The 18244-nt window shown below is 73.2% G+C and carries 21 protein-coding genes; 13 read left to right on the top strand and 8 right to left on the bottom strand.

The genetic code is table 11. The features are described 5' to 3' along the window. The first annotated feature begins 54 nt into the window (after positions 1-54). Positions 55-933 carry an SCO6745 family protein gene (locus ABT048_RS27195; protein WP_350524133.1) on the top strand — a complete coding sequence of 293 codons (879 nt, stop codon included), beginning with the start codon at positions 55-57 and terminating at the stop codon, positions 931-933. Between the two features lie 143 nt (positions 934-1076). Here the strand turns inward: ABT048_RS27195 and ABT048_RS27190 are convergent, their stop codons facing one another. Together ABT048_RS27190 and ABT048_RS27185 are read right to left on the bottom strand one after the other, a co-directional pair. Continuing rightward, complete coding sequence (locus ABT048_RS27190) at positions 1077-1469, bottom strand: hypothetical protein (protein WP_350524132.1); 393 nt, start codon at positions 1467-1469, stop codon at positions 1077-1079. Between the two features lie 81 nt (positions 1470-1550). Continuing rightward, positions 1551-2126: a TetR/AcrR family transcriptional regulator gene (locus tag ABT048_RS27185; RefSeq protein ID WP_350524131.1), complete on the bottom strand. Its 576-nt coding sequence runs from the start codon at positions 2124-2126 to the stop codon at positions 1551-1553. Between the two features lie 84 nt (positions 2127-2210). Between ABT048_RS27185 and ABT048_RS27180 the strand changes: the two genes are divergently transcribed. The 4 genes from ABT048_RS27180 (at position 2211) to ABT048_RS27165 (ending at position 5728) form a co-directional block, all read left to right on the top strand. Then, positions 2211-3089 (top strand): SDR family oxidoreductase, encoded by an 879-nt coding sequence (locus ABT048_RS27180; protein ID WP_350524130.1) that lies wholly within the window; start codon positions 2211-2213, stop codon positions 3087-3089. Between the two features lie 440 nt (positions 3090-3529). After that, the gene (locus ABT048_RS27175; protein ID WP_350524129.1) at positions 3530-4075 is read left to right on the top strand and encodes a hypothetical protein; all 546 of its coding nucleotides are present in this window, start codon (positions 3530-3532) and stop codon (positions 4073-4075) included. 331 nt (positions 4076-4406) lie between these two features. Beyond that, positions 4407-4982 (top strand): hypothetical protein, encoded by a 576-nt coding sequence (locus ABT048_RS27170; RefSeq protein WP_350524128.1) that lies wholly within the window; start codon positions 4407-4409, stop codon positions 4980-4982. 137 nt (positions 4983-5119) lie between these two features. After that, positions 5120-5728 carry a hypothetical protein gene (locus ABT048_RS27165; protein ID WP_350524127.1) on the top strand — a complete coding sequence of 203 codons (609 nt, stop codon included), beginning with the start codon at positions 5120-5122 and terminating at the stop codon, positions 5726-5728. Here ABT048_RS27165 and ABT048_RS27160 read toward each other — a convergent pair. Continuing rightward, the gene (locus ABT048_RS27160; protein WP_350524126.1) at positions 5715-6746 is read right to left on the bottom strand and encodes a hypothetical protein; all 1032 of its coding nucleotides are present in this window, start codon (positions 6744-6746) and stop codon (positions 5715-5717) included. The two genes, ABT048_RS27165 and ABT048_RS27160, sit on opposite strands and share 14 nt — an antisense overlap. Positions 6747-7105: 359 nt before the next feature. Here ABT048_RS27160 and ABT048_RS27155 point away from each other — a divergent pair, with 359 nt between their 5' ends. Together ABT048_RS27155 and ABT048_RS27150 are read left to right on the top strand one after the other, a co-directional pair. Next, a complete protein-coding gene (locus tag ABT048_RS27155) occupies positions 7106-7867 on the top strand; it encodes an alpha/beta fold hydrolase (protein WP_350524125.1) in 762 nt (253 codons plus the stop codon). Then, entirely contained in the window at positions 7860-8318 is a 459-nt protein-coding gene (locus tag ABT048_RS27150) for a MarR family winged helix-turn-helix transcriptional regulator (RefSeq protein WP_350524124.1), read from the top strand. Before ABT048_RS27155 ends, ABT048_RS27150 begins: the two co-directional genes overlap by 8 nt. A 98-nt stretch (positions 8319-8416) precedes the next feature. Here ABT048_RS27150 and ABT048_RS27145 read toward each other — a convergent pair whose 3' ends face one another. Both ABT048_RS27145 and ABT048_RS27140 read right to left on the bottom strand, forming a co-directional pair. Next, complete coding sequence (locus ABT048_RS27145) at positions 8417-8776, bottom strand: DoxX family protein (protein ID WP_350524123.1); 360 nt, start codon at positions 8774-8776, stop codon at positions 8417-8419. Positions 8777-8857: 81 nt separating this feature from the next. Further along, positions 8858-9424 (bottom strand): cupin domain-containing protein, encoded by a 567-nt coding sequence (locus tag ABT048_RS27140; RefSeq protein ID WP_350524122.1) that lies wholly within the window; start codon positions 9422-9424, stop codon positions 8858-8860. A gap of 81 nt (positions 9425-9505) precedes the next feature. On the opposite strand from ABT048_RS27140, the gene ABT048_RS27135 reads away from it, so the two are divergent. The 5 genes from ABT048_RS27135 (at position 9506) to ABT048_RS27115 (ending at position 13707) form a co-directional block, all read left to right on the top strand. After that, positions 9506-10357: a LysR family transcriptional regulator gene (locus tag ABT048_RS27135; RefSeq protein WP_502894083.1), complete on the top strand. Its 852-nt coding sequence runs from the start codon at positions 9506-9508 to the stop codon at positions 10355-10357. 112 nt (positions 10358-10469) lie between these two features. Continuing rightward, positions 10470-11108 carry an RNA polymerase sigma factor gene (locus ABT048_RS27130; RefSeq protein WP_350524121.1) on the top strand — a complete coding sequence of 213 codons (639 nt, stop codon included), beginning with the start codon at positions 10470-10472 and terminating at the stop codon, positions 11106-11108. Then, positions 11105-12187: a CU044_5270 family protein gene (locus ABT048_RS27125; protein ID WP_350524120.1), complete on the top strand. Its 1083-nt coding sequence runs from the start codon at positions 11105-11107 to the stop codon at positions 12185-12187. Before ABT048_RS27130 ends, ABT048_RS27125 begins: the two co-directional genes overlap by 4 nt. A 183-nt stretch (positions 12188-12370) precedes the next feature. Beyond that, on the top strand, positions 12371-13195 hold the full coding sequence (locus tag ABT048_RS27120; RefSeq protein WP_350524119.1) for a hypothetical protein: 825 nt from the start codon (positions 12371-12373) through the stop codon (positions 13193-13195). Between the two features lie 125 nt (positions 13196-13320). Further along, entirely contained in the window at positions 13321-13707 is a 387-nt protein-coding gene (locus ABT048_RS27115; RefSeq protein WP_350524118.1) for a DUF6193 family natural product biosynthesis protein, read from the top strand. A gap of 55 nt (positions 13708-13762) precedes the next feature. On the opposite strand, the gene ABT048_RS27110 is transcribed toward ABT048_RS27115, so the two are convergent. The 3 genes from ABT048_RS27110 to ABT048_RS27100 form a co-directional block, all read right to left on the bottom strand. After that, the gene (locus ABT048_RS27110) at positions 13763-14110 is read right to left on the bottom strand and encodes a hypothetical protein (RefSeq protein ID WP_350524117.1); all 348 of its coding nucleotides are present in this window, start codon (positions 14108-14110) and stop codon (positions 13763-13765) included. A gap of 85 nt (positions 14111-14195) precedes the next feature. After that, a complete protein-coding gene (locus ABT048_RS27105) occupies positions 14196-15557 on the bottom strand; it encodes a tetratricopeptide repeat protein (protein WP_350524116.1) in 1362 nt (453 codons plus the stop codon). 117 nt (positions 15558-15674) lie between these two features. Next, positions 15675-16664, bottom strand: coding sequence for an aldo/keto reductase (locus tag ABT048_RS27100; protein WP_350524115.1), 990 nt, complete (start codon positions 16662-16664; stop codon positions 15675-15677). 232 nt (positions 16665-16896) lie between these two features. Between ABT048_RS27100 and ABT048_RS27095 the strand changes: the two genes are divergently transcribed. Then, on the top strand, positions 16897-18219 hold the full coding sequence (locus tag ABT048_RS27095; protein ID WP_350524114.1) for an NAD(P)/FAD-dependent oxidoreductase: 1323 nt from the start codon (positions 16897-16899) through the stop codon (positions 18217-18219). The last annotated feature ends 25 nt before the right edge of the window (positions 18220-18244 follow it).

The following is an 18244-nucleotide window of genomic DNA, read 5'->3' as shown; positions in this document are numbered from 1 at the left end:
CTCGCCCACCCGGCCGCACCACCACACCCGATCCACCGACACCGGAGCCACCGCATGACTTCCTTCGAGACGCCTTCCTTCGAGGCGAGCACGGGCCGCCGCTGCCACAACGCCGTCAACCCCCTGCACGCATCGGTCTACTTCGCACCCGAGCCGCAGGACGAACTCGCAGCACTCGGGCTGGAACGCGGAGCCATGGTCTACCTCGCGAGCCGCGCGGCACCGCTCGGGGCCGTCGACGCGGGCACCGTCACCGCGACGTTCTACAACTTCAGCCACGAGCACGTACAGCGGTACATACCCGCCGCGTGGACGGTGACCACACCGGCGGAGGTGCTCGCGGCACGGCTGCGCGGCGCGGACCGGACGCTGCGGCGACTACTCGGGAAGGACGCCCTCGCGTCCGCGGAGATGACCGAGACGGCCGGACTGGCGCTGCACGCCACCGAAGCCTGCCGCCGGGAGGCCCGGCCGCTGTACGCCGCCAACGCCGGCCTCCCCGTACCCGAGGAACCGCACCTGGCGCTGTGGCACGCCGCGACACTGCTGCGCGAGCACCGGGGTGACGGTCACCTCGCCGCCCTGGCGGTCGCCGGCCTGTCCGGCATCGAGGCGCTGGTTCTGCACAACGCCACCGGTACGGCGCCGACTTCGGCACTGTTCATGCGGACCCGCGGATGGTCCGCGCAGCAGTGGGACGCCACCCGGGACCGGGTCCGCGAGCGCGGCCTGCTGGACGAGGAGGGCGACCTCACGCAGGCGGGCGCGACCCTGCGCGAGGAGACCGAGGCACTCACCGACCGCCTCGACGCCGCCCCGTACGACCACCTCGGCCCGGCCGCCACCGCACGCCTCACCGAACTGGCCGAGGGATTCTCCGGGGCCCTCAGGGCAGCGGGTGCCTTCCCCGCGGTGCACTTCGGCAGGGACTGAGAACGGGGGCCGGGAGCCGGGAGCCGGGTGCCCTCGCACCAGCCACGGCCCCCGGCCCCCTGGCCCCGACCCCGGCCGCATCGCGAGCGGCCGGGGCGTGAGCGGCCGCGTCGTGAGGGGTCGGGGCGAGGTGGCAGTCCCGGCTACTCGCTCGGGCGCTTTCCGTAGTAGGCGCTCACGGTCCTGGCCAGTTTCCGTTGGATCGTCCTGAGAGCCCTGAGGGTGTCCTCGTCGCCGAGCCCGGTGGTCGTTCGCCACTCGACGCCCGAGCCGACGAGGTCGCTGACGAAGACGATCTCCGCTGCCAGAAGGATCCGTGCCCACTCGACCGGTTCGAGGGGAGCATCACCGCCCAGGGCGTCGCGCAGGACACCGCACTGGTCGAGCAGGTCCCGCGCGTCCGCGAAGCCCATGCCGAAGGCGAGTTGGTCGCTGCACCGCGCCGGGCCGCCCCATTCGACGAGCGCTCGTCGCAGCAGGCGGACCTCGCCCTCGGCCAGCAGCTCGCTCGGCCTCACGGCCTGCTCGGACTTCATCTCGTCTCCCGTCGTACCTTCGCGTCGAGCGCCCGGTCCACCGACCACGCGGCACCGTGGCGGCGCGCGCCGAGGAACGGCTCAGGTGGGTGTGCGCTCCGCGAGCACGTTCCACAGTTCCTGTGTCGAGGCCCGGAGGACGTCCGGCAGGGCCGACTGGTCGGGCCCGTCGATCCAGCGCGCGAAGGCGACCTTGAACAGGGCGATCCCGGTCTCGGCGGCCAGCCGCGCGGCCGGCTCGGGGGTGCCGCGCTCGCGCAGTGCGTCGGTCATCGCGTCGGCGAGCCCGGCAAGCTTGATCAGTTCGCGTTCCCGCAGTTCCGCGTTGGCCGACACGATCGCGTCCCGCAGCCTGACCTGCTCGGAGTTCTCCTGGAGCCGGGCCGCCAGGGCTTCGACCGCCGCGCCCACCACATCCATCGCGGACGCCTCGGCGGGCGCGTCGGCGACGGACCGGGCCAGGAGCTCCTTCGCCATCTCCGTGCCGAAGAACAGCACTTCGCGCTTGTCCGCGTAGTGCCGGTAGAAGGTGCGCTCGGTCAGTCCGGCCCGTGCGGTGATCTCCCCGACGGTGGTCCGCTCGTACCCCTGCTCGGCGTAGAGCTCCAGTGCTGCCTGTGCCAGCCGGCCTCGCGCGTTCGGCTCCCATCGACCCATGCCGCGATCCTACGTGATGACAGGCCCTGTCATCACATGTAGTGTGATGACAGAACCTGTCATCACTCATCGGGAGGCACCACCATGCGGGTTTTCGTCACGGGCGCGTCAGGCTGGGTCGGCTCGGCCGTCGTCCCCGAACTCATCGGCGCGGGCCATGAGGTCCTCGGGCTCGCCAGGTCCGACAAGTCCGCCGCCGCCATCACCGCCGCCGGAGCCGAGGTGCTCCGCGGCGACCTGGACGACCTGGACGCCCTCAAGGCCGGGGCGACCGACTGCGACGCAGTCATCCACCTCGCGTTCATCCACGACTTCAGCCGGTTCGACGCCTCCGTGCAGACCGACGCCCGCGCCATCGAGACGCTGGCCGCCGCGCTGGAAGGCTCCGGCAAGCCCCTGGTCGTCACCGGCGGCACCACCGCGGTGCCCGGACGGGTCGCGACCGAGCACGACACCTCCGCCCCGGGCTCACCCGGCGCCGGCCGGGACGCGAACGCCAAGGCCGCCCTCGACTCGGCGACCCGCGGCGTCCGCCCCTCCGTCGTGCGACTGCCGCGGACCGTGCACGGCGAGGGCGACGGCGGTTTCATCGCCCAACTGGTCACGGCGGCCCGGGAGAAGGGCGTCTCCGGTTACGTCGGCGACGGGACCAGCCGCTGGCCCGCCGTGCACGTACGGGACACCGCCCGCCTGTACCGGCTCGCACTGGAGCAGGTCCCAGCCGGCTCGGTACTGCACGCCGTCGGCGACGAGGGCGTGCCGGTCCGGGAGATCGCCGAGACGATCGGCCGACACCTGGGCCTGCCGACGGCCTCCGTCCCCGCCGAGGACTTCGGCTTCCTGGGCCGGATCCTGGCCGTCGACCAGCCCGCCTCCAGCGCCCTCACCCGCGAACTGCTCGACTGGCGCCCGTCCGAGCCTGGCCTCGTCGAGGACCTCGACAAGGGCCACTACTTCCGCTGACCACGGCCGCCCCGCGCCGGGAACCCGGCGGCACGGGGCACCGGGTGGCGGGCGTGAGGCCCGAGAAGCCGATGGCCGACGCGGTGGCGCGGTGGCGCGGGGCACCGGAGCGCGGAGGGTGCGTGCGAGCCGAAGGTGAGTACGCGTACTCATGCGGTGACCGTCCGAACCGTCGGAGGATCATGGCGGGCCGTCCGACACGGCCCGCCGCCAGGCTCGCCCGCACCGACGAACGACTTCCACCTCGGCCGGGGGCGACCGTGATCCTCCCGGGGGACTCCCTTGCGCTCCGCATCCGCATCCGCATCCGCATCCGCACGCCGTTCCGTCGCCGTCCCGGCCACCGCCGCCCTGGCCCTCCTCCTGACCGCCTGCGGCCCCGACAACAGCGACACCTCCGCCGCGCGTCGCCCACCGCGCCCACCACATCCACCGCCACCGTGAGCCCGAGCACCGCATCGCCGTCGACGGCGGCCCCCGCGCTGCCCACCATCACCGCCGCACCGCCCACCGCCACCCCGACGGCCCCGAGCCGCTTCGCCGACGCCCTCCCGCCGTCCGCGACCGCGACCGGCACCTTCACCGACAGCGCGAAGGGCGACATCTCCCTCACCATCGGCCCCACCAGCGTGGTCAAGGGCGACATCGCCTACCTCGCGGCCTTCCTCAAGCCGGAGGACATGGCCGGCAAGACCCCGTACTACGTGCGCGTCACCTACACCCACACCGGTGGCAACGGGATCTACGAGCCCTACTTCAACCTGCGGCTGCGCGCCCTGGTCAGCGACACCGCCCAAGCCCGCAAGGTCGACCTGCTCAGCGCCTTCCCCAAGTGCGAGAGCGACGTCCCCCACGGCGGCAAGGACTTCGTCAAGGGCCAGAGCAACCACGAGTGCGCCATCTACCTCGCCCCGGCCGACAAGCCGCTGCAGTACGTCGTGTGGCTCGACAAGGACAACAAGCCCCTCGCCTGGAAGGCCAGTTGACCCGGCCCCGTCCGGGCAGGCGAGCCACAGGTCACGCCCGACAATTCGGAGGCGCACGGCGCCGTCCTGCTGACAGGATGGGCCGCATCGCCACCGGTGCGGTGAACGGGCGGAGAAGGCGGGAGAGACCTTGGCACGGCGCATCATCCGAACGGCATTGCTGTTACCGGCACTGATCGGCCTCACCGCGGCCTGCGCGGCGTCACCGCCGAGCCCGGCCGATGTCCGCGGCAGCGCTCCCGCAGCCGACGCCGCAGCGCCACCGTCCGCTGCCGCCCCGGCTGGTCCCGCACCCGCGTGGCGCACCCTCGGGCCGCTGTCCGCCGGGCAGTTGACCGATGTCCTGCTGTCGGCCGCAGACCTGCCGCCGGGCAGCACCATCGAGCCCGCCGACGTCCCACCCGCCGCAGAGCCGGACCCCCCGGCTGCGGCGGCGCTGCGGTTTCCGGCCTGCGCACCGGTCCTCACTGCCGTCTCCGAGCAGCCTGCGACCGCTGCCCGGCGTTGGTACGTCACGGGGGACAACACCCTCGCCAACCGCACGCTGGTGGACGTCGGCAGCTTCACGGACGGCCGGTCGAAGGAGCGCTTCGACGCGCTGGAAGCCGCCGCGTCCGGGGGCTGCACCGGTTTCCACCTGGACGGCGCCGGAGGCGGGATCGATCTGCGGGTCGAGCCGGTACCTGCTGGCACGTCGGAGGTGCCGGCGGTCGGCTTCCGCGTCGTCTCGCCCACCGGCGGGGTGACCTCGCGCGGCGGTTTCACCCGCGTCTACCTGTACGCAGCCGTCGGAGACAACCGGGTCCTGTTCCACACCGGCGACGACACCGCGCACCAACCTGCCTTGCGCACCGACCTGGTGACTGCCCAGATCCACCGACTCACCGCATCCGCAGCGACGGGCTGAACCCGTTCCGCACACGGCCACGCGTTCACTGACGTCCGGTCCGGGCAATGCGTGCGGATCCCGATCAGCAGTACTCAGCCGATTGTTGAGTACCTCCGCCCATGAGTCCGTGCCGACATCTTCCTATCGTGACCTGCATGGACACGAACTCGACCGCCACGACTCCTCCGGCCACGGCAGAGCAGCGGTGGGCGACCGGCTGCGGGATCGCGGTGGTCGTCCTCACCGCCCTCGCCGTCCTGGGAGCCGTGGCAGTGGGCCAGTTGGAGAAGAGCCTGACCGGGTACGGGCACCTCGAAGGCACTTCCGGAAGCGCGGCCGAGCCCCTCCGCCCCGGTCGGACCGTCCGCTACGACGACGACCTGACGGTCACCGTGGGCCCGGCGCACCGGGAGCCCGACGACGCCTACAGCTTCACCATCACCTACGACAACGGCACGGACGGGGAGCTGCGCCCGGGCGGGACGCCCCCGGACACCGGCATCGGCACCGGGAAGAGCAGCTACGCCCCCGTCGTGGTCCACGGGGGGACGCCCCTCTCCCCCGACATCCCCGGCTGGGGCGTGACCGTGCTGGACCAGGCCGGCTCCGCGGCCGCTCTGATGCCGCCGCTCGCCCCGGACGGCAAGCGCACCGTGCCGGTGCGGGTCAGGCCCGACAAGGCGGGGAGCTTCGTCACGGTGCAGGTCAACCCGGAACCCGGCGGGAACCGCGACACCGCGTACTGGCAGTTCACCCTGGGCTGACCGCAGGGGCAGAGGCGCCGGCACCGCCCCCGGCACTGGCACAGACGGGACGGGTGCGGGCGGCGTAGGAGCGGGCGGCCACGACGAGGCCGATGCCCAGACCACCGAAGGCCAGGCCGCCGAACTCGACGAACCAGGTGACCCCCGAGCTGGAGGTGAACGGCGGGGACGGCTTGATCGCGGGCAGTGCGCCGACGGCGATGAGCGGGGCCATGATCGTGAGGAAGACCCCGTACATCGCCAGTGGGACACCGGTCAGCCAGGCCGGAATCAGGGGCAGCAGGCGCGGCACCCGTCGTCCGGCCAGGAACAGCGTCCAGCGGGGGAACACCTGCCCCCACACGAACAGCAGCCCCAGCAGCAGGAAGATCCCGACCATCGCGGCCAGCACGGTCACGTCGATCCCCGCCGACGCGGTGGCCTTCGCCGGGCCCGAGGCGTCGGCGCTCGACATCCGCTGCCAGTCCTCGCCCGCGATGCCGAGCGCGTTGCCGCCCAGCGTCCAGACGGTCTTGGTTCCCGCCCACGGCAGGAGTCCGCACATGAGCAGGTACACCGTGACGCGGGTCCGCCTCGGGGCCCGGGAGGCGGCCGGATGGGCGAGCGGGCCGTCGGCTGCGCCGGCGTGCGGCTGCCCGCACCGCGGGCAGTCCCCGCGCAGCCGTCGGCGGTACGACAGGCCGACGAGGAGCAGGAGGGCGGCGCCGGCCGTGTTCAGCAGCACCTGGGCCAGCCCGGTCGCGCTCTCGACGCCCGAGAGCGTCACCAGCGTCACGAAGTAGATCGGCAGCCCGTTCGTCCCCACGACGAACACCGGGAGCGCGATGCCCAGCGCCGTCGCCACCACGACCCGGCCGGGCTTGGCGAGGGTTCGGGTGCCGGCCAGGCAGGCGGCGCCGGCCAGCAGCGCGAGGGCGGCCAGGAGGAGCTGGACCGCCGGCGCGTACGCGGAGTGCTCCTTCCACTGCACGGTGGTGCCCGCCGCCGCCCAGGCGACCTCGACGGCGGCGTACGACACGCCCCACACCGCAGCGGCCGCGGGCACCCATGCGGGCCACCGCCGCCACCACGACCTCCGCCCCGAGCCTGTGGTCGGCGGGGCGGGAACGCCGACCGCCTTCGAGTGCGCAGGAACAGCCACGGTGACCCCCGTACGTCCGGATTGCTGACACTCCGAGACTCGCCGTCGCCCGCGCAGGTCACATCCGCCCCACGGATCATCCGACTCCCCCGCGCGGGGGAAGGCTGCCGGGTCGCCGCCCGGTCGGGCCGGTCGGGCCGGTCGGGCCGGTCGGGCCGGTCGGGCCGGTCGGGCCGGTCAACGATGTGACCCGGGTAACTTGTGTCGCGACACATGTGTCGTGTAACGTAATTGCTATGAACGCGAACGATGCAGAGAAGAATCCGACCCTCGTCTTCATCCCCTGCTTCTCCGGCGCTCCGTGGAGCGCCGAGCAGCTCGCCCCCTACGGCGAGGCGCCCACGCGCACGCTGCGCCTGCCCGAGGGCGTCAACGACATCGAGCGCTACGCCGACCACATCGAGAACGCGATCGCGGACCTGGACGACTACGTGCTCATCGGCGACTCGTTCGGCGCGAACATCGCGCTCGCACTCGCCACCCGCCGCCCGCGCCGCCTGCGCGCCCTGGTCGTGTCCGGCGGATTCGCGTCCAACCCGGTCGAGTCGAAGCCGTGGAAGGCCCTGATGCGGACGATCGGCAAGGCCCGCGGCCCGGTCTACCGGCAGCTGACGCTGCGGGCCCACGCCCACCGCCTCGCCTCCCCGTTCGACGGCGAAGGGCAGGTGCCCTGGAGCGAGGCGCGCAGCCGCGAACTGTTCGTCGCCAACACCCCGGCCGCCTCCTTCGACGCCCGCCTGCAGGCCGTGCTCACCGCCGACTACGTCGACGTGCTGGGCCGGGTCGAGGTCCCTACCCTGATCCTGACCCCCTCGCACGACGTGCTGATCGGCGAGAACGCCTCCAAGACCATGCTCGCGGGCATCCCCGACGCCCGGGAGGTCGTGCTGCCGGGCACCGGCCACATGTTCCGCTTCTCCCACCCGGCCACCTACGCCGCCGCGGTCAAGGACTTCCTCGCCACCCAGCCGACCACCCGACAGGACGCCGATGCGTAAGGCCGAACACCTGCGGTTCGCGATCCTGGCAGCCCAACGCGAAGGCAACCGGCTGCTGATCCAGGCCCTCAAGCCCCACGGCATCACCCCGTCGCAGGCCGAGGTGCTGGGCCTGCTCCAGCAGCACGGCACCCTGACCCTCAACGGGCTCGGGCAGCTCCTGGTGTGCGAGAGCGGCACCAACCCCAGCCGGCTGGTCGAACGCGTCGTCGCGGCCGGGCTGGTCGAGCGCCGCACCGACGCCGCGGACCGCCGTTACCTCCGGCTCAGCCTCACCCCCGAGGGCGAACGCCTGGCCACGGCGGTCGCCGAGATCGAGGACTACCTCTACAGCTCGATGGACGCCGCCTGCGAGGGCCTGGACACCGACGACATGCTCCGGTTCCTGCACACCTTCATCGACACCCTGCCCTCGGGCAAGGCCCTCAACAAGCGCCTCACCCTCGGCTGACGCCACGCCCCGCACCGCTCGTGGTCCCGGAAAGGGTGCCGGAGCCCGCCGACGCGCCGCTGTCATCGCACCGTCAGGCGACCGGCACCCGCGCCCGGTCACAGCCCGGTGGCCAGCCAGCCGGTCACGGCCGCGGTCACGGTGAGCACGGCGTTGAGTGCTATCCGGCGGTCCTCGCCCGTCAGGTGGACGGCGATCGCGCCGGCCTGCAGGAGGACGAAGCCGATGGCCGCGGCCGGCGCCAGCGGGACGGCGATGCCGGTCAGCGGAGGCAGGATCAGACCGGCCGCGCCGAGTATCTCGACCGTCCCGAGCGCCCTGACGGCGGGCAGGGGCATGCGGTCGACCCAGGCCATCATCGGTCGGAGGTCGTCGCGGCTGCGGATCACCTTCAGCGTGCCCGCGTACAGGTAGAAGAGCGCGAGCAGTCCCGCGACGATCCAATAGGCGAGGTTCATGGTTTCCGTTTCATGGGCTGCGTGGATGTCGTCGATGCCGTCGAGGACCGGGCCGTGCCGTGCCGTACCGCACTGTCGGCTTCAGGCGGGGTCGGTGGCGGGGGCGGTGGCGGGCTCGGTCGCGTAGCGGCTCATCGCGTCGACATTGGCCTGCGGCGTCAGCGGCCGGCCGGCGGCGAGCACGTCCTGGAGGTCCCGGAAGTACTGGACGTACAGGTCGGGGGTGAAGGTGCTGAGCATGACGGCGGGTCGGTCGGTCGGGTTGGCGAAGGTGTGCGGAGTGCCGGGCGGCACCATCACCAGCGTGCCCGCGACGGCGTCGTGGTCCTCGTCGCCGACGGTGAACCGCACGGTGCCGGAGAGGATGTAGAAGCCCTCGTCGTGCCGGGCGTGGCGGTGCTGCGGCGGCCCCTGGGTGTGCGGCGCGAGGACGGACTCGGCGATCGCGAGGCGGTGCCCGGTGTGGCTGCCGTCCTCCAGGACGCGCATGCGCGTGGTGCCCAGGACGATCGTCTCGCCGTCGCCGGGCCCGACCACCGACACGGCGGGGACGGTCTGTGCCTCGCCGGTCTTCGGCTCGCTGGTCTTCGGCTCGCCCGGCTTCGGTTCGCTGGACTTCGGCCCGCTGGTCTTCGGTTCTTCGGTCATGCGCACCAGTGCACCGCCGGGGTCCCGCCGGCGTCCAAGACCCGTTCCGGGGAGCCGATACCCCGTGGGTATCGTTGCAGCGTGGAGCTACGCACCTTGCGCTACTTCGTGGCGGTCGCCGAGGAACTCCACTTCGGCCGGGCCGCCACCCGACTGCACATGAGCCAACCGCCGCTGAGCCGGGCGATCAAGCAGTTGGAGGCCGATGTCGGGGCCCCGCTGTTCACCCGCTCGCCTACCGGGGTCACGCTCACCGCGGTGGGTTCGGTCCTGCTCGACGAGGCGCGGGCCCTGCTCGACCACGCCGACCGCGTTCGGGTGCGCGTGAGCGCGGCGGCCGGCGTCGCGACCCTCACCGTCGGCATCCTGGGCGACGGCACCGACCCGGGAGTGGCCCGGCTGGCCGCCGCATACCGTCGAAGCCACCCCGGCATCGACATCCGCGTCCGCGACACCGACCTGACCGACCCGACCTGCGGGCTGCGCGCCGGACTGGTCGACATCGCGCTGACCCGGGCGCCGTTCGACGAGACTTCTCTGACGGTGCGTCAACTGCGGTCCGACCCGGTCGGCGTGGTCCTGCGCGCCGACGACCCGCTGGCCCGCCGCGAACGGCTGCGCCTGGCCGAGCTGGACGACCGCCGCTGGTTCCAGTTCCCGCAGGGCACCGACCCCGCCTGGCAGTCGTACTGGAACGGCGGCAGGCCCCGCCAGGGCCCCGTGGTGCGCGCCGTCCAGGAATGCCTGCAGGCCGTGCTGTGGAACGGTACGGTCGGCCTGGCCCCGCTCGGCCACGACCTGCCCGCGGAGCTGGCCGTCGTGCCGCTGATCGACATGCCGCCGAGCCGAGTGGTGGCGGTGTGGAACGAGAGCGACACCAACCCGTTGATCCGGTCCTTCATCGAGACCGCGACCGCCGCGTACCGCCGCTGAGCACCGCCGCGCACCGCCGCTGAACACCGCCGCGTACCCCCGCTGAACACCCGCCGCACCCCCGTGACGCGGCTCACACGGAACTCCGCACGGCCGGCGGACAGGGAAGGGCATGGAACTGTCACAACGGGCGCGCCTGCGCGCCGGGGACCAGGACGCGCTCGGCGAGGTCTTCGACGCGCACGCCCAGGCCGTGTACGCGTACGCGATGCGCTCCCTGGGGGACTGGGCGGCCGCCGAGGACGTGGTGTCGCTGACCTTCCTGGAGGCCTGGCGCCTGCGCGCCAAACTGCACGAGGGCGACGACGACCTGCGCCCCTGGGTCTTCGGGATCGCCACCAACGTGCTGCGCAACACCGCGCGGGCGGCCCGGCGCCACCGGGCGGCGATGTCGCGCCTGGCCGAGCGCGAGGCCGTACCGGACTTCGCCGACGAGCTGGTCTCCCGGATCGACGACAGCGCCCGACTGGCCGCCGCACGCCGCGCACTGTCCGCGCTGCGCCGTTCCGAGCGCGAGGTGTTCCGGCTCTGCGTGTGGGTGGGGCTCGACTACGCGTCGGCGGCGGAGGCGCTCGGCGTCCCGGTGGGCACGGTGCGCTCGCGCCTGTCCCGGGCACGGGCCCGGCTGCGCACGCTCGCCGAGAACGAGCTGCACGAACCCGCGAAACGCCGGGAACCCGCTCCCACCACCGGACAGGTACGGGGTGGCGGCTTCGAAGCCGCCCGGTCGTTGCAGGAGGAGACCCGATGAACAACTCGCCCGAGATGCTCCCCGCCGGCCGCCAACGGTTCCTGAAGGAGCATCTGATGAGTGAGATCGCCGCCGAGACGAACGCAGCGCGCCCGCGGCGCAGGCGGGTGTGGCTGGTCGCCGCGCCGCTGGCGGTCGGTGCGCTGGCGGCCGTCACCGTGGTGGCCGTCCCGGGCCGCGACCACGGCGACGCCACCCCGGCGGCGCCGACCCTGTCGGCCTGGCCCGCCACCCCGTCCGCGTCGACCACTCCGTCGTCGACCCCGTCGACCTCGTCCACCCCGTCGACCACGCCCGCGCCCGGGCCGACCGACGCCGCCGGCCTGCTCGCCCGCGCCGCGAAGGCCGCCGCGAGCAGCCCCGACCCCCGGGCCGGGGCCGCCCAGTTCGTCTACCGGAAGGAGATCCAGGACGGCGCCCGCGAGACCAAGCACGAACGCAGGTCGTGGTTCCCGGTCGACGGCAAGTCCGGCGGCCTGATCCTGGACCCGACCATGGGCAACGGTCGCAGCCCGTGGCCCGCCAGGCTGTCGGACACCGTCCCCGGCGCCCCGCGGACGGCGAGCTTCGACGCCCCGACCTACGAGTTCGTCGCCTCCCTGCCCACCGAGCCGCAGCAACTCCTGCAGCAGCTGCTCTCCTTCGACCGCGCCAAGCGGGTGTCGGGGATGACGATGACGCCGAAGCTGTACAACCAGTTCGCGTTCGCGGACGTCCAGATGATCTTCCAGAACATCGCGGCGCCGCCCGCCGTCGCGGGAGCGCTCATGGAGGCGGCTGCGAAGATCCCGGGCACGGCCGTGGTCGCCGACGAGACGGACGCGGCAGGCCGGCACGGCGTCGCGGTGGTCGGCACCAACGGCACCATGCGCGTGGCCCTGATCTTCGACCGGACCACCGGCGCCTTCCTCGGCGTGCGCGAGGTCCTCCTCTCCGACCTCCCGGCCGCCGGCCCCGACGGCCTCCCGCCCGCGGGCAACCCGTCCCCGGGCGCCGGCGACGGCAAGGGCTACGAGTACGCCACGGCCATCCTCACCTCGACCGTCGTCGACAAACTGGAGGCGGAACCCGCCAACTGACCGACCACGGGCGGCAGGAGACCCGGGGCGCCGAAGCCCCCGACGAACTCCCGTACCGCCCGAGAAGCCGGCGAGGCTCGGAGGCAGCCACGGGGGTGTTGCCTCCGAGCCTCGCCCAACCACCGGGGCCGACCACCAGCCCCTCCCCGCTGCCCACGCGTCCAGGGGCACTACATTGCCGGCATGTGCATCTCGACCAGTGAGGCCGCGTTCTCCGGCACGATCGTCTACTGCGGCCGGCAGCACCACCCCGTGCACGGCCTCATCCACGTCCTGGGCTACCAGAACACCGCCGTCAACCTCGCGGACGGTCCGAACGCCATGCTGCTGCACGTGCCCACCAGCCGGCTCACCCCCGGGCAGTTCCTCCCCGTCGGACGCAGCGGCGACGTCCTTGAGCGCATGGTTTCCGCCGTTCGGCCCGTCCCCGTGGCGACCGACCGGATCGACTGGATGTGCGGGGACCCGGAGACCGTCCAGGTCTTCGAGCACGACGTCTACACGGTGCTCCTGGCCGACGACCCCACCGCGATCCCGGCCGCACTGCAGCAGGTGCCGTCACACCGGCGGCCGGACCTCGACCCGGACCTCCTGCGCTTCTACGCCGACCACTTCCCCGACCACACCGTCGTCCTCTGCTGCTTCGACAACGCCGACGCGCAGCGCGCCAAGCCGCTGCTGCTGTGGTACCGGCCGCTCGACCCCGACCGGCTGACCGTGCCCGCGCTGGACAGCCACACCGGGGCGGCCCCGGACCTCGACTCCGTTGTCCCGGTGGACCATTGGGTCCTGCTGTCCACCGACCAGGCTCCCCCCGGCTGGGGCGAACCCGTCGACTATCCCAGGAGCATGCGCCACAGCCTGCGCTCCTTCCTTCCCGACGAGGTCGTGGGCTGGTACTACGGCGGAGGAGAAGCCCTGCCCAACGGAGACTTCACCGTCAGCCACAGCGACCTCCTCACCGGCGACCTCGACCTCGTCGAACGCCGTCAGCCGACTCGCCGCTGATCCGGGCGCGCCGGTGCGCAACGCCCACTCAAGCTGCCCGACTCCGCCGTTGAGTCTCCACGACCATTGAGACTCCACGACCCGGGCGGTAGCGTGCCGCAAGCATCTCGGAGGGGGATCGGACCATGGATCCGGATCGCGAGTCCCGCGACTCTGTCGAGGCGGAATGGGACTTCCAGGCGCGTGCCGCGACGCGCTGGGACGACCGGTCCCGAGGCTCCGCCACGACATGGGTACCGCCGATCATGAGGGCCCTCGTCGACGCGGCACGGAACAGCGCGCTCGGCCGGTTCCATCCCTTCACCAGCCACGCCAGGCTCTGCTTCAGCACCGATGGTCGGCACTGGCCGGGAGAGGGCGACATTCTTCCCGTGTGCATCGCCCTTCTCCCCGGCGGCAGCTACTCGGTGGCGCTCAAGCACGACCCGGCCGAGGTGGTGCTCGAAACGACCAACGCCGACGAGGCCGTGGCGGCGGCCGTAGCGGCGCTGCAGGAGTACCTCAGGTCGTAGCGGCCGGTACACCACCGCTGAGCCGGAGCCGGCTCCCGTGTCCCCCGGGCGCGGGTCAGCCGAAGTCCTGGATCACCACGCTGCAGGCCAGGCCGCACATCACGCTCACGGCGGAGGCGACGAAGCGCCACGGGGCCCACCGGATCCGTGGCGGAAGGAGCGAGGCAGCCACGACGAGCACCAGCTGTGCGCCCATCAGGCCGTGGGCGACGTCGTACTGCAGGCCCCAGTCCCGCCCGCAGGTGCCCCGGGGCATGCACTGGTCGACCGCGACCGCGCGGACCAGTGCGAAGTACCAGTAGAGGATCTGGCAGAGCGGCAGCAGAAGGCCCGCGACGAGCGGGTACTTCCACGCGTCGCGGTCGTGCCGGTCCGATGCGGATCCGGCGGGGATGTCGTCCATGGACCCGATTCCACCGGGCCGCGCCGGACCGCACATGAGCTCCACCACCCGGTCGGGAACGGTCCGGGTACTCAGGCTCCCCTGGTCAGAAGGGGGGCTCGTCGTGCCAGGTGCCGGTCCGTCGGGCGGGCGGCCGGGGGTCGTGCTGCCGGAGGATCGCCACGGCGTCGTCGATGCGGCCGAGGTCGATGAGGTGGCCGGCCAGGTCGCGGCGGTGAGCCGGGGCGTTCCGGTCGAGGACGGCGACCGCCTCCTCGGTGCGCCCGGAGCCGGCCAGGAGCCAGGCGACGTGCGCGACCGCGTACCAGGTGCCGCCCTCGGGATGGGCCCGGGCCTGCTCGACCGCTTCGTCGACCCCTGCGCGGGCGGCGATCAGCGGCAGCCGCATCCAGAACAGGTCCCACTCCTCCTCGCCGCCACGGCGGTCCTTGAGGTCGTCGAGGTGGGCCAGGCCGTCCTGCGCGCGGCCCTGGTCCAGGCACAGCTCGGCGAAGGTGTGGAGGATCCAGTCCTCGCCGGGGCGGGCGTCGGCCTGGGCACGCATCACCTCGATCGCCTCGTCGCCCCGGCCGTGCCGGACCAGGAACTGCGCGAGCGCGTACGCCGCGTTCGGGTCCCCGGCTGCCGGATCGGCGGCCTGCCGGTACACCGCGACCGCGCCCTCGACGTCGCCGCGCTCCTCCAGCAGCTCCGCCAGCCGCTGTGTCGCGTGCCCGTGGTGGTCGGTCGCCGCGTACGCGCGCAGCTCCTCGATCCGGCCGTGCCGGGCCAGCAGGTCGGCCAGCTGGTCGCGGTTGTCGACCGAGGTGCTCTCCCGGGTACGGAGCAGGGCCACCGCGTCGTCGACCCGGCCCTGGCGTTCACGGATCGTCGCGAGCAGGCCGACGGCGTTGAACGGCTCGACCTTGCGTCGGCCGTCGCACGACGGGGAGTCACAGCAGCGCGGGGTGTCCTCGATCCGGCGGACCAGCAGCTCGGCGGCCTCCTCGTCACGGCCGATGGTCCCCGCGATGTCGACGAACGCCTCCGCGAGGCTCCAGTCCCCGATGTGCGGGCGCAGCAGGGTGAACGCCTCCTCTGCGCGGCCGTGCCGGGAGAGCAGGCGCGCGAGGAATCCCAGGGCGGACCGTTCGCCGTCCTGCGCGTGCGGCCGCACCAGCGCGATCGCCTCGTCGGACCGGCCGCTCGCTTCCAGCAGCTCGGCCCTGGCCTCGGCGGCCGGCCACCAGCCCGCCACCGGGTACGGCGCGAGGACCTCCAGCGCCTCCGCGGGCCGGCCGTCGCCCGCGAGCAGCCGCGCCCACTCCCGCGCGCAGAACCACTCCCCACGCCCGGCCCAGGACTCCACCGCGTCGGAACGCCCGAGTTCCAGGAGCCGGGCGACCACCTGCGGGGGGATGCAGCCGGACTGGGCCCGGACCCGGTAGTCAAGATCGTCGATGTCCACGGCGCAGCACCGTAGCCCGCGCCTCTGACAAGCGGGTTCAGCGGTCCAGTCGTTCAGCAGCTCAGCAGCTCAGCGGTTCAGCAGCTCAGCGGTTCTGCAGCTCAGCGGTTCTGCAGCTCAGCGGTTCACCGCCCGCATCCCGTCCTCGTCGTAGCGCTCGCCCGCCACCTCGGGCAGCTCGGCCTCGATGCGGGCCAGGTCCTCGTCGGTCAGCTCGACGTCGACCGCGCCCGCGTTCTGCTCCAGGTAGGTGCGGCGCTTGGTGCCCGGGATCGGCACGAGGTCCTCGCCGCGGGCCAGTACCCAGGCGATCGCCAGCTGGGCCGGAGTGACCTCCTTCTCCGCGGCGATCTGCTTGACCTTCTCCGCGAGCCGGAGGTTGGCCGCCAGATTGGCGTCGGTGAAGCGCGGGTTGGTGCGGCGGAAGTCGTCCCGGTCGAGCTCGTCCGGGGAGCTGAAGCGGCCCGCCAGGAAGCCGCGGCCGAGCGGGGAGTACGGCACGAAGCCGATCCCGAGCTCCCGGCACATCGGGAGCACCTCGGCTTCCACGTCCCGCGTCCAGAGCGAGTACTCGCTCTGGACGGCGGTGACCGGGTGGACGGCGTGGGCGCGACGGATGGTCTCCGCGCTCGCCTCGCTCAGCCCGATGTGCCGCACCTTGCCCTCGGCGACGAGTTCGCCGAGCGCGCCCACGGTCTCCTCGATGGGCACGGCCGGGTCGACCCGGTGCTGGTAGTACAGGTCGATGTGGTCGGTGCCGAGCCGCGCGAGCGAACCGTGGACGGAGCTGCGGACGTGCGCGGCGGAACCGTCCTGGGGGCCCACCGTGGACATGTCGCCCGGAACGGCGCCGTCCATCCGGTAGTTGAACTTGGTGGCGATCACGTACTCGTCACGGTGCCCCCGGACGGCCTCGCCGACCAGGGACTCGTTGGTGAGCGGTCCGTAGACCTGCGCGGTGTCGAGGAAGTTGACGCCGAGCTCCAGGGCGCGCCGGATGGTCGCGATGCCCTCGTCCTGGTCGGCCGTGCCGTAGAAGGCGGACATCCCCATGCAGCCGAGGCCGATGGCCGACACCCGGAGGTCCCGCAGACTGCGCTGTTTCATGTGACGTCCCAGCCCTTCTCTCGTCCTTCCCCGGCCGGCCGGGGCTTCTCCGACGACGCCTGATCCGCGCGGACGGCCGGGCCTCGTGTCCTCGGTGAGGACCTTACGGTGCGGGTGTCCTCCGACGGCGGACCGGCACGTCCGGTGCGATGGCCGTATCGCCGTGTCCAATCCGCTTCACCACCCGGCTCCGAACTTCCCGTGACCGTACGGCGGCACGGGAGGTGGACCGATGACACACCACGCAGTGCAGGCTCCGGCCGGGGCAGCGGAGGTCATCGTGGTGGGGGCGGGCCTGGCAGGTCTGGCCTGCGCGCTCGACCTGACGGCGGCCGGTCGGGACGCCCTGGTTCTGGAAGCCGCCGACGACGTGGGCGGACGGATGCGCACCGACGTGGTCCGGGGCTTTCGGCTCGACCGCGGCTTCCAGGTGTTCAACACCGCCTACCCGCAGGTCAGGCGGCGTCTGGAGCTCGCCGCGCTGGGGCTGCGCCCGTTCACGCCCGGGTTCCTGCTGGCCGACGGGCGGGGCTCGCGCCGCGTGGTCGATCCGACCAGGCGCCCGGGCGCGGCCGGTGACCTGCTGCCCGCCGGACTGCTGCCCACCGGGCGGTTGCCCGCCGGGCGGTTGCGCGGCGGACTGCTGCCGCTGCGCGACCTGGCCGCGCTGGGGCTGCTGTGCGCGGGTGACGCGGTGCTGCCCGCCGCCCTGCTCAAGCGCCTGCCGGAGACGAGCACCGCTCGTGCGCTGCGCCGGGCCGGGGTGTCGCGGCGCACCGTCGACGGGGTGCTCCGCCCGTTCCTGGCCGGGGTGTTCCTGGAGGAGGGGCTGGAGACCTCCAGCCGGCTGTTCCACCTGGTGTGGCGCAGCATGCTGCGCGGCAGCCTGTGCCTGCCGCGGGACGGCATCGGGGCCGTGCCGCGGCAGTTGGCGGCCCGGTTGCCGACGGACCGGCTGGCGCGCGGCACCCGGGTGGAGCGGGTGACGGCGGACGGCGTGGTGCTCGCGGACGGCTCGGTGCTGCGGGCCCGCGCGGTCGTGGTGGCGACCGGGACGGCGCAGGCCGCCCGGCTGCTGCCGGGCCTGGAGGTCCCGGCGGTGCGGGCGGTGACGACCTTCTACCACGCGGCACCGGTCAGCCCTCTGCGCGAGCCGACGCTGGTCGTGGACGCGGGCCGGCAGGTGCTGAACACCGTGGTGCTGTCGGAGGTCGTCCCCGGCTGCTCACCGGACGGGCGGGCGCTGGTGTCGACCTCGGTCCTGGGGACGGACGCGGACGAGCGGGCGGCTCGGGCCCGGGCCGGCGTGCTGTACGGGGCGGACACCTCGGCCTGGGAGCCGCTGGCGGAGTACCGGATCGCCGAGGCGCTGCCGGCCGGGCCGGCGCCGCTCCCGCTCAGCCGCGGCACGCGGTTCGCGCTGGGGCGCTACGTGTGCGGGGACCACCGGGCCACGGGCTCGGTGCAGGGGGCGCTCGCCTCGGGCGCGCGGGCCGCCCGGGAGGTGCTGGCCGATCTGGCCGGTGGCGCGGTGGCCACCCGCTCACAGCGGTGACTGGCCGCGGTCCCGTTCGGCGGCC

The sequence above is a fragment of the Kitasatospora sp. NPDC096140 genome (assembly GCF_040303045.1).
Lineage (GTDB): Bacteria > Actinomycetota > Actinomycetes > Streptomycetales > Streptomycetaceae > Kitasatospora.
Note: the sequence above shows the minus strand (reverse complement) of the source record. Positions and strands in the feature narration are given on the sequence as shown.